The following is a 14197-nucleotide window of genomic DNA, read 5'->3' on the forward strand; positions in this document are numbered from 1 at the left end:
ATCGATCACACCACATCCGCACGAGCAGCATGCGGCCAAGCGGAATCCGTCTCCGCTCCGTACCATGGGGACGTGCGCACCCTGCTCCCCTCCGGTACGGTTCCCACCGTCGTGCGGGGAGCGGCGGGCATCGCGGCGATCGCCGCAGCGGGTGTGCTTGCCGGATACCTGAGCGGACGTTACCCCGAGCTTGCGGTCCCTGCCGCGATCGTCCTCTTGCTGCTGGCCATCGCGTTCATCGACCTGACGTATGTTCTGGTCATCGGCTTCCTGGCGAGCGTCCTCGTCTTCGTGCGCGCGGGCCCGATGAGCGTCGCGGATCTCGCCCTCGGACTGGCGATGATCGTCGCGCTCCTCATGATTCGGGGCCGTGGAGTGAAGACGCTGCAGCCGCTGCTCTGGGCAGGCGCGTTCTACCTGGCGTTGACGCTGCCCCAACTGGTGCTCAATCGTTACACCGAGAACTACGTGGAGTGGGCGCACGAGGTGCTGCTCGTCATCGGCGCCGCCCTCGTCGGCTTCGTGATCGGTCGGGAGGGCAAGGCGAGGCTCGCTCTCTCGTTGTTCGTCGTCCTGTGCTCCGTCATGGCGCTCTTCGCCATCGCCTCGAACCTGACAGGCGGCGGCGGATATGTCGGACCGTGGCATAAGAACGCGATCGGCGCCTTCCTGATGTACGGTGCGATCATCGCGTTCGCCAATCCCCCGTGGATGGGTTGGAGACCGATCTGGGCGTACGCAGCCTTCGGTCTCTGCGGTCTCGGCATGCTGTCCTCTCGCCAGGCCCTCGTCGGGACGCTGATCGGCGTGCTGATCATCGGCACGCGCCCGCGGTTCCACAACGGGAAGCGCTCGCGGTGGATGCCGCTCCTGCTGATCCCCACCGCGTGGTTCATCTACCTAGCCGTGGTCGAGCAGCTCACCGAGGACAACCCGTTCAACTCCGCCTCACAACGCCTGCTCTGGTATGTCGACTCCCTGGCCGTCTGGCTCATGTCTCCGATCTACGGTGTCGGGCACCGCTGGTGGACGACCGGGCATACGGGATACGGCGGCTTCCAACCGCCGAATGCCGAACTCGAAGTCCTCACGACGACGGGAATCCTTGGACTCATCGGCTTCCTCGGGATGTTCGGGGCCGCGATCTGGCTGCTGTGGCGCATGGATCCCGTATACGGAACGATCGGATTGGCGACCGTCGTCGCCCGTCTCGCGCAGGGCCAGCTCGACCTCTATTGGGTCGCGGGTCACGCTTCGCTCCTGTGGATCGTCGCGGGGATCTGTTACGGCGTGAAGGAGCGCGATCGCGCCGAGGGCATCGTGCGCACACCTCACCCCGTGCAGACCGTCTGGCGGCGTACACGAGGGGCCCGTACCCGATGAATCCCGTCGTCCACGCGATTACACCGGGAGATCACTTCTCCCCTCGCACGGGGTCGGCGATCCCGACAGTGGTGCACGGGCTCGCGGGAGCCGCGACGCGGGCGCAGGATGCCGAACACACCGTTCTCCTCGACGCGGCGACCTTCCAGCCACGCTATCCCTCCGCTGCGATCCGAGAGTACGAGGGAGCGCCCTATCCTGGTCGCGCGGCTCGTGCGGTGGACGCCGCCCTGGGAACCTTGGGGCTTCCCCGACCATCCGCCGCGCGTGCGTTCCAGCCGCTCGCCGATGTCATGAAGGGCATCGAGCGGTCGATCGTGCTCGCCCACAACGCACCTGCTCTGCCGCGCTTGCTGAGGGCGCAGGAGCACGACGTCGTGTTGTATGCCCACAACGACATCCTCCGGACGATCGGACACGCGGAGGCACGGCGTTCCCTCGGGGACGTGCGTGCGATCGTGTGCGTGAGCGAATTCCTTGCCGACCGAACAGTCGCACGCTTGCCTCGTGACCTCGCCGCTCGCGTGCATGTCGTCGCGAATGGCGTCGACATCGATACCTTCCATCCGGCGGCGCAGACCACCTCGGGGACCCGTCTCCGCGTCATGTTCGTCGGCCGAGTAGTACCAGAGAAGGGAGCAGACATCCTTCTGAAGGCTGCCTCCCGGCTGCAGCGCGACGACATCGAGATCGTCATCGTCGGAAGCGCCGGCTTCGACCGGGAGGCCCCCCTGACCGCCTATGAGTCCTCCCTGCGGGACCACGCGGCGAACGTGCGTGGTCCCGTCGTCTTCGAGAGGTTCGCGGACCGGGCTCGAGTCCCGGAACTGCTCAGGACAGCCGACGTCTTCATCGTGCCCTCCCGGTGGGCGGAGCCGAGCGCGCTCACCGCCGGCGAAGCACTCGCGACCGGACTCCCCGTGATCGCGGCCCGGACCGGAGGCATCCCCGATGTCATCGGTGATGCCGGCATCATCGTCCCCCCGGATGATCCCGGATCCCTCGCCGAGGCGCTCGACCATCTCGCCTCCGACTCGGGGGAGCGCGCTCGCCTGGCCGCTTCCGCGCGTGCCCGCGCGGAATCACGCACCTGGGGATGGGCGTGGGGGCAGCTGCGGTCAACACTGGACCGCGTCTCATGCCCCTAGCGGACGCGGGAGATTCCGTCGACGATCACCTCGACGTTGGCGGCGACCTCGGCGATCATGCTGTGCCAGGCCGCGGCCGGAAGACCGACCGGGTCCGCCACATCATCGGCCTCGTCCGATCCGATCAAGGACGTTCGAGGTCGATCGGCGGCCACGGTGTCGAGCCAGGGACCCAGGTCGACTCCGGGTGGACGAGGGTTCTTCTCGATCCATCGGGCGAACTGCTTCACCGTGAAGATCCGCGGCCAGGCATCCGGGTCGGCGACCACGAGTTCGCGCGCCTGCTCCCGCGCCATCGCCAGCACGAGATCGAATCCGCGGAAGTCAGCGAGGTCCACCTCCCGACTGCGGTGCGCGTCGAAGTCCAGCCCGTACTGGGGCGCGAGGAGGCGACCGGTTTCCGGCATCGGTCGACCGCCCCGGATAAGTCCTCCCGACTCGAAACGGACGGACCCCTCCCCCGCGCGTTGACGCGCGATCGCGGCCGCATAGGGGGAGCGGCACTGGTTGGCTTGGCACACGATCAGCACGTGCGCGATGCCCGGCTCGGGGTCCGGTGACCTGACGGGGAATGAAAAGCTCAGCATGCCCCTATTCACGGACTCGAGGGGTCTGGGGGTCATGAGATGGTGCGGCTGAATCGCCCCGGGCTGCGGACCCGGACAGATCTGATTCCGCATCGGCATGCTCCGGGGCGTCGCCTGTCGACAACTCTTCGGCCGCTAGGTCATCGAGGTCATCGAAGTCGTCGAAGTCCTCGAAGCTCTCATCGAGGAACTCATCGTCTAACTGCCCGTCGTCCGTCGCCTCACCCGTCCCGACTCGACTGCGCCTCAACGGCGCCTCCTCGTCATCCATCTCGCTCCGGGATACGGGGCCGACCGCCGACGGAACGGGGGACAACGACGGCGTGCGCGACACATCCTTCTCGTCCGCGAGGTAGTAACTCGCGTACGACTTCGGCAGCTTGCGGCGACTGCGGTTGACGACGACGCCGATGACCTCCGTGCCCGCGGCACGCAGCGCGTCGATCGTCTCTACCAGGCGCCCGCGGTCCGTGCGGTTTGCGGACGCCAGGACGATCGCGCCATCGGTATGTGCCGCGAGCAGCGCGGCATCTGTGATTCCGATCGCCGGCGGGGAATCGATGATGACGATATCCGCGAGCGTCCGAAGCTGAAGGATCAGGCTTCCCAAGATCGGCGTTGCGAACAGGTCCGCCGGCTCTGCAGGTTCCGCGCCCGAAGGCAGGATCGTGAGCCTTCGGTACCGGGTCGAGTTGAGCCGAGACTCGACCGACCCGACCGCGAGGTCAGCGCCGTCTTCGTGCTCTTCGAGGATATCGCTGAGGCCTTCACCGTCAGCCGCGTCACCGAAGTAACGACCAAGATTCGGTCGCCGCAGGTCTCCACCGACCAGAATGACCTTTTTGCCCCCTCTCGCCCATGCGAGGGCGAGATTCGCCGAGACGAAGGACTTGCCGTCGCCCGGCTCCACGCTCGTCACAACGAAAGCCGCCCCTCTTGCCGGCAGAGAAACGGCGAGATTGGAACGCAGCGTCCGCAAACGTTCGCTGAGGTCCGTCCGCTCGTTGTGCGCCACCGGCAATGGCGGGTCCAACCGGCCGAGCTTGCGGTCCCAGCTGAGCTCGCCGATGGATCGCACACCCGTCAGCGCTTCCACTTCGTCCTCGCCTCGGAGCCGGTCATCGAACTGGTCGCGGATGAGCACGATGGCGACCCCGATGACGAGACCCGTCAGCAGCGCGAGCGACAAGATGACGAGAGGGGTGGGTACCGTCAGCTCCCCGGGATAGGGCCCAGCGACCACCGTCGTATTACTCGTTCCGGCGTTTGTGAGCACCTCTATGGCACCGGTCGCAGACGTCATCTTTGACAGCTCGGTAGCCAGGTTGACGTTGGCGATCGGATCGCCGGGGGCCGCCTCCAGTTGGGCTTGGATATTGCGAACCTCGGCGATCGCGTCCTGCTGTCGATCCTGCAGGGAGGTGAGCGCGGATGCCATCTGTGCGTCGACGTAGGCCTGGTAGGAGACCAGGACGGCCTGAACTCGCGACTGGGCCACGTCGGGAGTGGGTCCTTGGGCCGAGACGGTGATTCGGACGAGTCGTTCGTCGCTCGTCGCCTCGACGAGGACCGCCGAAGCAAGCTCGTCCGAGGTATCTCCGAGCGAGGCCGCAGCCGGATCGAGAACAGCGGCCGACGTCACGACGTCCGCATCGAGTTCGACCGATATGCCACCGATCTCGCCCGCGAGAGCCGCCTGCGTCACGGCGGAATTCAGTCGGACGATTCCCGCGCTCTGGTACGAGACGGTCCGCAGCTGCAGGTACGCGACAGCGGTGACAAGTGCGATGGCGATCACCGCGACGATCGTCCACTTGCGCTTCCACAGCACGTCCAAGACCTGTCGAAGTGTCACCTAAGTCCCTAGCCCCCTCCGTTCTCAAGCACACGCGCGAGAACGCCCACTAATACAACCATACGTACCCTGGAGATCCCCGCTACGATGTTGCGGCCGTTCGGATGGGGTGTTGATCGGCCAGCACCACCGCCATGACGCCGCCCACCGTCAGTGTCACTGACGAGGCGATCACGTCGAGGATCGGTATAGTTCCGGCGAGACCTGCCGCCAGCACCGCCAGCGCCATCGCGTAGAGGGCCGCACCGACGAGAACGCTCCCGCTCCCGAGAAGACAAACCACGGCACGCGCGCTCGGAAAGCGGACGCGCTGCGAACCGAGAATCGCCGACGTGGCTCCGGCGAAGGCACCCACCATCAGCGCGCCACCGAGGATGTCACTCGCGCGATGGGCGAAGGACAGCAGCGAAGCCATCGCGATGAACACGGCGACCGATCCCATGACCAGAACTACGATCGGGCGCAACCAGCGCGGTCCGAACCAGATGGTCGCCACGACGGCGGCCAGCGCGACGGCAGCGTGCCCGCTCGGAAAGGTCTGGTAAAGATACGCCTGTTCACCGAGATCAGGGCGGGGCAGGCCCGACTTGAGGAGAATACCGGCCACCGCTGTCGCTCCGATCAGCGCGCAGCCCGCGATCGCTGCAACCCATCGACGACGGATGATGCACTCGACACCCGCGACAGCGGCAGCGCCCAAGAGGGCCAGAAGCAGGAGGTCTCGTGCTCCGTATACGGCAAGCCACCCCTCGCCGCGGAACGTCGGGAAGGTGCCAAGGGACGCGGCGTCCAAGGCTTGCCCCGACGGTGTGAGAATCGCGGTCGCGTAGAGGGCGATGAAACCGACGGCGCACACCGCGGCGAGTATCGAGGAGCGGACACGAGAGGGTCTGAGCGCGACCGGGCGGTCAGCCACGACCGATCTCCTCGGAGACGATCTGCCTGAGCCGGTTGGAGAACCGCTCTTCGGAGAACGTATCGGCATGGGCACGGATGCGTTCTGCATCCCAGTCCGCGGAGATGGCCTGTTCGACAGCGGCGCTGACGGCATCCCGATTCACGCGGTCGAAGAACACACCGTTCACCCCCTCCTCGACTGTGTCGAGGTAGCCACCGTCGCGGAGGGCGATGGTGGCCTTGCCGAATGAGGCCGCCTCCAGCGGCGAGAGACCGAAGTCCTCATAGGAGGCCGCGACCAGGCCCGACGAGTTCTCGTAGAGCCAGCGCAACCGGGCATCGGAGACACGTCCGAGGAGATGTGTCCCACCGACGGCACGCGCGAGCGTCTCGAGGCGCGCGTGATCGGGACCGGTGCCCACCACGACAAGGTCGATGTCGGGCACCGCGGCAACGGCCTCGATCACGACGTCGACGTTCTTGTACGGCAGAAGACGCGCGACACAGAGCACGAAGGGCCGCTCGATGCCCGGCACCGCTTCGGGCGCGGCCGAGCGGTCGAACGGCGCGGGCGGCGGCGGGAGGACCTCGGCGTCGATCCCGTAGACATCGCGAACGGCCGCCTGGACGACGCGAGAGTTGACGAGATAGCGGTCGGCCGATGCCGCAGCGGCCTGGTCCCACCTCCGAAGCCCCGGGCCCAGGATCGACGTCGCAGCGGAGACAGCACGGGACCGTAGTCCTCGAGAGCCGGGGTCACCCGCGTATCGATCGGCCTGGTAGAGCCACCGGGCCGGCGCATGGCAGTAGACGATCTTCCGTCCGCTGGTGGGGATCCCGTGGGCCCAGCCGCTCGACGAAGCCACCAGCACATCGGCGTCCACGTGATGACCCGAAACTGCCCGCGCGAGGAAGGGCAATGCCAGACGATGGTGTCGACGCAGCACCCCCCACCGGTTCACCTGCATCGTGCGCACATCGATCGAGTCGAACTCGGGGAATGTCGCCGACGGATCGTACAGCGATGTGTGCAAGGCAGCCCGGGGGAACGTCCGAGCGATCGCGAGCGCGACTCGCTCGGCCCCGCCACGTTGGGTCAGATAGTCGTGCGCGACCGCGATGGTCAGTCCGTCGACGGGCTGGATCGTCGTGTCGTCCGAGGTCATGCGCCCTCCGGTTCGCGATCGTCCCCGATCGGATCGCAAGCCCTCACCTTACTCAGGCCGCCCGCGGCTCGGCCACCACGGTTGTCCTCGAAAGATCCCTCACCCTCGGGGCTAGAGTTCGCCGGGCTGCATGACCTGCTCATCGATCTTCACGACAGCCTGCCGGAAAGCCGTGGTCCTGGCGTCAGCCTTCGTCGGCGCGTAGACGACGAGGGAATGGAACACGAAGCGAGCGAAAAAGGCGACGACGAGCGTGATCCCCGTCGCGAGCACGCTCGAGATGTGCAGGTTTTCGACGATGAGCGCCAGGATCGGAATCCGGATGACGGCCTCGACATTGTTGAAGCCGAACGACTTCGCGAACCGTGACCACACGCTCGACGCCTGATCGCGCATGTCGTGGAACACGAATCGCTCGATGAGGATGAAATTCCCGATGATCGTCAGCTCTGCGGCGATGATCGCGGCGACGATGTAATCGACGTTCATCGCCGTCAGGAGCCAGACGATGAGCACGTTCGCCACCGCGCCGAGTCCGCCCACGATCGCGAACAACGACATCTTGCCGAACCTCAGCGTCGCGAGCTGCGTCAGGAAATGCAGACCCTGGCGCAACGACGCCTTCGACTCGCCGGCATGACGGCCCGCGAAGTCGAAGGGCACCTCCGCGATGCGCAGGCTCTGTCGTGCCAGGAGCTCGAGCAGGATCTTGAACCCACGAGGCCTCAGCCCCTCGAGGTCGATCGCGCGCCGGTCGATGAGGTAGAAGCCGGTCATCGGGTCGGTGACGTCGTGCAGACGCACCGGGAACATCGCCCGCGTGACCATGGTCGAAGCCTTCGAGACGAGCACACGGGTCTGGTCTGCGAGCCCACCCGCTGTCCCCCCGCCGACGTAGCGTGATGCGATGACGACGTCCGCGTCTCCCCGCTGGAATCGCTCGTACAGCTCCCGAATCTTCTCCGGTGGGTGCTGCAGGTCGCCATCCATGACGAGACATAGATCGGATGCTGCCGCGGCATACCCGTCGATCACCGCACCACCGAGACCGCCGACAGGACGAGCGCGGTGGATGAGTCGGACGGGTAGCTGCGCCGTGGCTGCGACCGTACGCACCATCTCGGGGGTGTCGTCGGTGCTGTCATCGACGAAGATGACCTCACAGTCGATCCCCCGGACAGCGGCTTCGATGCGACGCACGAGCTCCGCCACGTTGGGCGCCTCATTGAACGTCGGAACGATGATCGAGAGTTCGATGAGCGGCCCCCTACGCCTGCGCGCTCCTCCCCGTGGAGCGACGGATTCCATAGTGGCATGACGACCAACGCCGGCGAAAGCCGCAAGAACCTGAAGCGAACCGCCCCATGATGCGACGTGTCGCGGGACCTCGTCGGGCCGATAGCGTAATCGCGGGTGCTCACCCACGCACTGAGAACGGGGATCGCTCATGTCCGACCGCATATCGAACATCGTGCGCGCGGTGCTCTGGCTGGCGGTCCTCGCCGTCGGCGCGCTGCTCACGGAGCAACGATTTCGCAGCGCGATCGCGGGCGACCCCGGGATCGATCTGGCGGTTTTCGTAGATGCTGCCCGGTACGCCGCGTCGGGACAGAGCGTCTATTCCGCAGAAGGGTACGTGTACCTGCCCCCCTTCGCCTGGCTCATGATTCCCTTCGGGAGCCTCGAGTCGGCGATCGTCCCGTGGACGGTCTTCTCGCTCGCCGCGTGCTGGGCGACGGTCGCCGCGGTCATCGCCGCCCTCTGGGCCATGCTCAGTTGGTGGCAGCGTCCCCTCCTGGCGGGCGTCGCCCTCGTCACGCTGCTTTTCAACAGCGTGACGGCCCTCCAGCTGTGGCTCGGTCAGAACGACGTCCTCGTGATGTTTGCAGCGTCTCTGGCGGTCCTCGCGGCGTCTCGGCAGAGGGCGGCCCTGTCTGCTGTCGGGGTGGTCGGTGCGGCCCTCTTCAAGACATGGGCCGCCGGCCTCGGCCTGTGGCTCCTCCGAAGGGGAGCACCGCGCCCCGCTCGCGGCATCCTCGTCGCGGCGATCTCGGCGGCTTCCGTCCTCCTCATCATCACCGTCGTCGGCGGCCCGTCCACCGTTCCCGACTGGATCAGGCGGACGATCGATTTCAGCGATCAGCAGCTGCTCGCGTACTCGGTGTGGGGGGTGGGGCGACATCTCTTCGGGGCGCACCAGCCGGTCGGGGCGATCGTCAGTTGGACCCTCGCAGTCGCCGTCGTGGCGCTACTCGTCCTGATCCTGAGACGGCCCGGGACCGACTCGCTGGCCATGTGGAACGTCGCCGGCGCGGTCATCCTCCTCATCCCCGTTTCGCACCTCGGTTATCGCCTGCTCATGCTTCCGCTCGTCTGGGTCTGGGTCGCCCATCTGCTCGCGCGCCCGCGCATGCCGTGGTACTGGGTCATGACAGCGATCAGCGCGGTGTTCTTCGGGGTGACCTTCCGCTGGACGCCCCTCGACAGCAGCAGCAGCGGAGAGCCTCCGCAACTCGCCATCGTGATCCTCGCTGCGTTGGTGCTTCTCGCGGCCTCCGTGTGCACGGCCGCGTTCGTCGTCGAGCAGCGCTACCCGATGCGGTGGCGACGTGTCCCGCGCACGGCGATCGAGCCGCGCCCGAACGGCCCCGCTTCCTGAGCGCCCCAGCGTCACTGGCGTCGGCTGACGAGACGTCGGCCGCGAGAATCGCGCCGAAGCTCCCCCGCGGTTCTAGGCTTGCAGCATGACGACCGAGACTTCTCCCGAAACCATCACGATGTTCGGAGCCGATTGGTGCCGCGACTGCATCCGCACCAAGAATCAGCTCGACGAACTCGGTGTCGCGTACACCTACGTCGACCTCGTCGCCGACCCGTCGGCCGCGGATGTCGCACGCGACATCTCGGGGCGCACCAACATCCCCGTGGTCGTGTATCCGGATGCTTCGTTCCAGGTCGAGCCGTCGAACGCCGACGTCGAGTCGAAGCTCCGTGAGCTCGACCTCGTCTGACCCGATCGGTGTCGCGCTCGATCGCGACGTCGCTGCGCTCCGCGCCGGGCTTCCGTCCTGGACCCACCTGACGCTCGAGCAGCGCGCGCGCCTCTTCGAGCGCGTGCGCGCCAGCGTGGTCTCGTGCGCGCAGGACTGGGCCGAGCAGGCGGCACTCATCAAGGGCCTCGACAGTCGGCACCCTCTGCGCGGTGAGGAGTGGCTGAGCGGCCCCTATGCGGTGATCGTCGCCCTCGACGCGTACATCCGCACCCTCACGGCCCTGAGCGAGGGGCACAGCCCGATCGACGGGTTGAAACTCGGCACGGCCCCCGGTGGCCGTGTGACCGTGCCGGCCTTCCCGGCGACGCGCGCCGACGCTCTGCTGCTTTCCGGCTTCACCGCCGACGTGTGGCTGCGCCCGGGCGTGACCGCTGTCGACGCCCGCAGCGCGGCTGGCCTCGGCCAGAAGCATCCCGCGGTCGGCGCGGGCGTGGGCCTGGTCCTCGGCGCGGGCAATGTCACGGCCATTCCCGTCCTCGACGTGCTCTACGAGCTGATCGCCGCGAACCGCGTCGCGATCCTGAAGCTCAACCCGACGATGGATGCCTTGGCCCCGGTCTTCCGGCGAGCGCTGGCTCCGCTCATCGCGGCCAGCTTCGTGCGGATCGTCACGGGCGATGGCGCGGTCGGCGCGGCCCTGACGACGCATCCGGGGATCGATCACGTGCACATCACCGGCTCCGCGGTCACCTTCGACGCGATCGTGTGGGGTACCGACGAGGAGGCCGCGCGGCGTCGGCAAGACCACGACCCCGCCCTGGCCAAGCCGATCACCGCGGAGCTCGGTGGCGTCTCGCCCGTCATCGTCGTTCCCGGCGAATGGACCGCCGCAGATCTGCGGTTCCAGGCCGAGCACGTCGCGACGATGCGTCTGCAGAACGCCGGACACAACTGCATCGCAGGCCAGATGGTCGTGATCTCGCGCGACTGGGCCCAGCGCGGCGCCTTCCTCTCGGAACTCCGCGCCGCCTACCTGCGCGCTCCGCACCGCCCGACCTGGTACCCGCACGCGCCCGAGCGTGTGGCCGAGGTCGCGGCGAGCACACCCGTGGCGGAGACATACGACGGCGGCGGCGAGCGCGTGCTCATGGTGCTCGACGCGGATCAGGATGCCTCGGCGCTCGAGACCACGGAGTACTTCGCCCCGATCCTCGGCGTCGTCGACCTCCCCGGCACGGGGCAGCGGTTCCTCGACGCCGCGGTGACCTACGCGAACGACCGGCTCACCGGAACACTCGGAGCGAACCTGCTGATCGACCCCGCGACCCGCGCCTCGCTCGGCGCGGGATTCGATCGGGCGATCGCCGAGCTGCGCTACGGAGCCATCGCGATCAACGCGTGGACGGGCTTCAACTTCCTGCTCGCCAACGGCACCTGGGGGGCATTCCCCGGCGGCACGCTCGAAGACGTGGGCAGCGGCATCGGGATCGTCCATAATGCCCTCCTGCTCGAGGGCGTCGAGCGCACCGTCGTGCACGGGCCGTTCCGGCCTTTCCCGCGGTCGCTCGGCGACGTGCGCGACCCCGCCGAGCGGACCGTCCTGCCGAAGCCGCCGTGGTTCGTCACGGCGCGCACCGGCGCCGAGGTGAGCGAGGGGTTCACGCGGTACCAGATGACGCACAACGCGGCGGGACTCGCACGCACGCTCGCGCTGGCGCTTCGGGCTTAGTGGTGGAAGCCCGCGCGCCGACCCATGTCGGGCATGGGTGACTTCAGGGCCTCGAGGTAGGTGACCTCGGTTGCGAGATCGGCGAGGAACTTGTCGGCCAGATCGAGGCTGAGGTCCTTGCGGACGACGATGCGCTGCACCGTGATGTGGGTGAGGTGAACGGGCATCGGGTACGCGGGCACGAGCCATCCGTGCATCCGCAGCCGGTCGCTGAGGTCGTACAACGACCACTTGTCGGTGTAGCCCTCTTTGAGCATCCACGCGAACACCGGGATGTCGGTTCCGTCGCTCCAGAGCTCGAAGGGTGCCATCGCGGCGATCCCGGACGACAGGTGCACGGCGACATCCTGCGACGACTGCTGCATCTCGGTGTACCCCGCGTACCCGAGCCGCAGGAACAGGTAGTACTGCAGCAGCACCTGCGCGCCGGGACGCGAGAAGTTGAGCGCGAAGGTCGGCATGTGTCCACCGAGGTACGACACGTCGAGCACGAGGTCGTCCGGCAACCACTGCCGCTCGCGCCACACGATCCAGCCGAGCCCCGGGTACACGCCCCCGTACTTGTGGCCCGAGGTGTTGATCGAGTGCACGCGCTCGAGGCGGAAGTCCCACTCCAGGTCGGGCTGCAGGAACGGCGCGACCATGGCACCGGATGCCCCGTCCACATGGATCGGGATGTCGAGACCGGTCTTGCGCTGGATCGCATCGAGCGCCGCCGCGATCTCGCGCACGGGCTCGTACATGCCGGTGTAGGTCACGCCGATGATCGCGACGACGCCGATCGTGTTCTCGTCGACGTACTTCTCGAGGTCATGACCGTCGAAGATCTTGTGCGCCTCGGTCATCGGCACGAAGCGCGGCTCGACCTCGAAGTAGTTGCAGAACTTCTCCCAGCACACCTGCACCGCGCTCGACATCACGAGGTTCGGCTTCTCGGTCGACTTGCCCTCGGCGCGACGGCGCTGCTGCCAGCGGCGCTTGAACGCCAGCCCGCCGAGCATGCACGCCTCGGACGATCCGGTCGTGGAGGTGCCGATGGCATCCGGTACCGAGGGCGCGTGCCAGAGGTCGGCGAGGATGCGCCAGCAGTGATTCTCGACTGCTGCGGTCGAGGGGTACTCATCCTTGTCGATCATGTTCTTGTCGACCGTCTCGGCGTAGAGGCGGTCGGCTTGATCGTCCATCCACGTGGTCACGAAGGTCGCGAGGTTGAGGCGCGCGTTGCCGTCGAGGAGCGCCTCGTCGTGCACGATCTGGTACGCCGTGTCGGGAAGCATCTCTTCGGCACCGAGGCGATCACGGGCGACCGACGAACTGCGCGTCGTGCGTGAGAAGACGGGGATCAGTTCAGAGTCGGTCACGTGCACTCCTGGTTCGGGGCGGAGGAGAGGAGGATATCCGGTCAGCGTGAAGCGAAGCGGTCCGTCGCGGAAACGAGCGCGGATTGGATGGCGGGTTCCGTCGCCGAGTGACCGGCGTCGGCGACGAGCACGAAGTGCGCCTCGGGCCAGGCCCGGCGCAGGTCCCACGCCGTCATCGCGGGAGTGCAGATGTCGTAGCGACCCTGCACGATCACGGCGGGGATGTCGCGGAGGATCCCGACATCCTCGATCAGCTGTCCCTCGCGGAACCAGCCGCCGTGCACGAAGTAGTGGTTCTCGATGCGCGCGAAGGCCGTGGCGGCCGCGGGCTGGGTCATCTGCTCGACGAGTGCCGCGTCGGGCCGCAGGGTGAGGGTGGATGCCTCCCAGCGACTCCACGCGATGGCGGCCGGCACGTGCACGTTCGGGTCGGGGTCGGTCAAGCGCCGGTGGTAGGCATCGATCATGCGCGAGCGCTCCAGCACCGGGATCGGCGCGATGAACTCCTCCCACAGGTCCGGGAAGATCGCCGAGGCGCCGCCCTCGTAGAACCACTCCAGCTCGTGGCGACGCAAGGTGAAGACGCCGCGCAGGATGATCTCGGTCACGACAGCCGGATGCGTCTGCGCGTACGCGAGCGCCAGGGCACTCCCCCACGAGCCCCCGAAGACCTGCCAGCGCGCGATGCCGAGGTTCTTGCGCAGCAGTTCGATGTCGGCGACTAGGTGCCAGGTCGTGTTGTAGCGGAGGTCCTCGCCGGGGTCGCTCGCGTGCGGCGTGCTGCGCCCGCAGCCGCGCTGATCGAACAGCACGATGCGGTACTTCTCGGGGTCGAACAGCCGGCGGTGCCAGGGCGATGTTCCCGCGCCCGGTCCGCCGTGCAGGAACACGACGGGCTTGCCCTCCGGATTGCCGCTGCACTCCCAGTAGATGCGCTGGCCGTCCCCCACCAGCAGCTCGCCGGATTCGTAGGGTTCGATCGGCGGGTACAGGGGCGACGAGACGGGATGCGGCGAGGCGTGCGCCGCGGAGCTCTCGTCGGGGGTGGACACCATTCGGCCACGCTATCGCGTCCCCC

12 protein-coding genes are annotated in these 14197 nt (G+C 67.4%); 5 read left to right on the top strand and 7 right to left on the bottom strand.

Features of this window, described 5'->3' with window-relative positions; all coding sequences use genetic code 11:
• Positions 1-72: 72 nt before the first annotated feature.
• Both CGU35_RS18445 and CGU35_RS15545 read left to right on the top strand, forming a co-directional pair.
• Complete coding sequence (locus tag CGU35_RS18445) at positions 73-1383, top strand: O-antigen ligase family protein (protein WP_146048064.1); 1311 nt, start codon at positions 73-75, stop codon at positions 1381-1383.
• Entirely contained in the window at positions 1380-2531 is a 1152-nt protein-coding gene (locus CGU35_RS15545) for a glycosyltransferase family 4 protein (RefSeq protein WP_100812376.1), read from the top strand. The genes CGU35_RS18445 and CGU35_RS15545 overlap by 4 nt, the downstream gene beginning before the upstream one ends.
• On the opposite strand, the gene CGU35_RS15550 is transcribed toward CGU35_RS15545, so the two are convergent.
• The 5 genes from CGU35_RS15550 to CGU35_RS15570 form a co-directional block, all read right to left on the bottom strand.
• Positions 2528-3217 carry an arsenate-mycothiol transferase ArsC gene (locus CGU35_RS15550; protein WP_100812377.1) on the bottom strand — a complete coding sequence of 230 codons (690 nt, stop codon included), beginning with the start codon at positions 3215-3217 and terminating at the stop codon, positions 2528-2530. The genes CGU35_RS15545 and CGU35_RS15550 overlap by 4 nt on opposite strands.
• The gene (locus CGU35_RS15555; protein WP_100812378.1) at positions 3123-4973 is read right to left on the bottom strand and encodes a polysaccharide biosynthesis tyrosine autokinase; all 1851 of its coding nucleotides are present in this window, start codon (positions 4971-4973) and stop codon (positions 3123-3125) included. The genes CGU35_RS15550 and CGU35_RS15555 overlap by 95 nt, the downstream gene beginning before the upstream one ends.
• 82 nt (positions 4974-5055) lie before the next feature.
• On the bottom strand, positions 5056-5889 hold the full coding sequence (locus CGU35_RS15560) for a phosphatase PAP2 family protein (protein WP_100812379.1): 834 nt from the start codon (positions 5887-5889) through the stop codon (positions 5056-5058).
• Complete coding sequence (locus CGU35_RS15565; protein ID WP_100812380.1) at positions 5882-7036, bottom strand: glycosyltransferase; 1155 nt, start codon at positions 7034-7036, stop codon at positions 5882-5884. The genes CGU35_RS15560 and CGU35_RS15565 overlap by 8 nt, the downstream gene beginning before the upstream one ends.
• 111 nt (positions 7037-7147) lie before the next feature.
• Complete coding sequence (locus tag CGU35_RS15570) at positions 7148-8293, bottom strand: glycosyltransferase (RefSeq protein ID WP_100812434.1); 1146 nt, start codon at positions 8291-8293, stop codon at positions 7148-7150.
• Positions 8294-8483: 190 nt separating this feature from the next.
• On the opposite strand from CGU35_RS15570, the gene CGU35_RS15575 reads away from it, so the two are divergent.
• The 3 genes from CGU35_RS15575 (at position 8484) to CGU35_RS15585 (ending at position 11758) form a co-directional block, all read left to right on the top strand.
• Entirely contained in the window at positions 8484-9695 is a 1212-nt protein-coding gene (locus CGU35_RS15575; RefSeq protein WP_100812381.1) for a glycosyltransferase family 87 protein, read from the top strand.
• 85 nt (positions 9696-9780) lie between these two features.
• Entirely contained in the window at positions 9781-10047 is a 267-nt protein-coding gene (locus tag CGU35_RS15580; protein WP_100812435.1) for a glutaredoxin domain-containing protein, read from the top strand.
• Positions 10028-11758, top strand: a complete 1731-nt coding sequence (locus CGU35_RS15585; protein ID WP_232711346.1) for an aldehyde dehydrogenase family protein — start codon at positions 10028-10030, stop codon at positions 11756-11758. Before CGU35_RS15580 ends, CGU35_RS15585 begins: the two co-directional genes overlap by 20 nt.
• Here the strand turns inward: CGU35_RS15585 and CGU35_RS15590 are convergent.
• Complete coding sequence (locus CGU35_RS15590) at positions 11755-13125, bottom strand: glutamate decarboxylase (RefSeq protein ID WP_100812383.1); 1371 nt, start codon at positions 13123-13125, stop codon at positions 11755-11757. The two genes, CGU35_RS15585 and CGU35_RS15590, sit on opposite strands and share 4 nt — an antisense overlap.
• Positions 13126-13160: 35 nt before the next feature.
• Positions 13161-14174, bottom strand: a complete 1014-nt coding sequence (pip, locus tag CGU35_RS15595) for a prolyl aminopeptidase (RefSeq protein WP_100812384.1) — start codon at positions 14172-14174, stop codon at positions 13161-13163.
• Between the last annotated feature and the right edge of the window lie 23 nt (positions 14175-14197).

Source organism: Microbacterium sp. BR1 (genome assembly GCF_002812725.1).
In the GTDB taxonomy this organism is placed as follows: Bacteria; Actinomycetota; Actinomycetes; order Actinomycetales; family Microbacteriaceae; genus Microbacterium.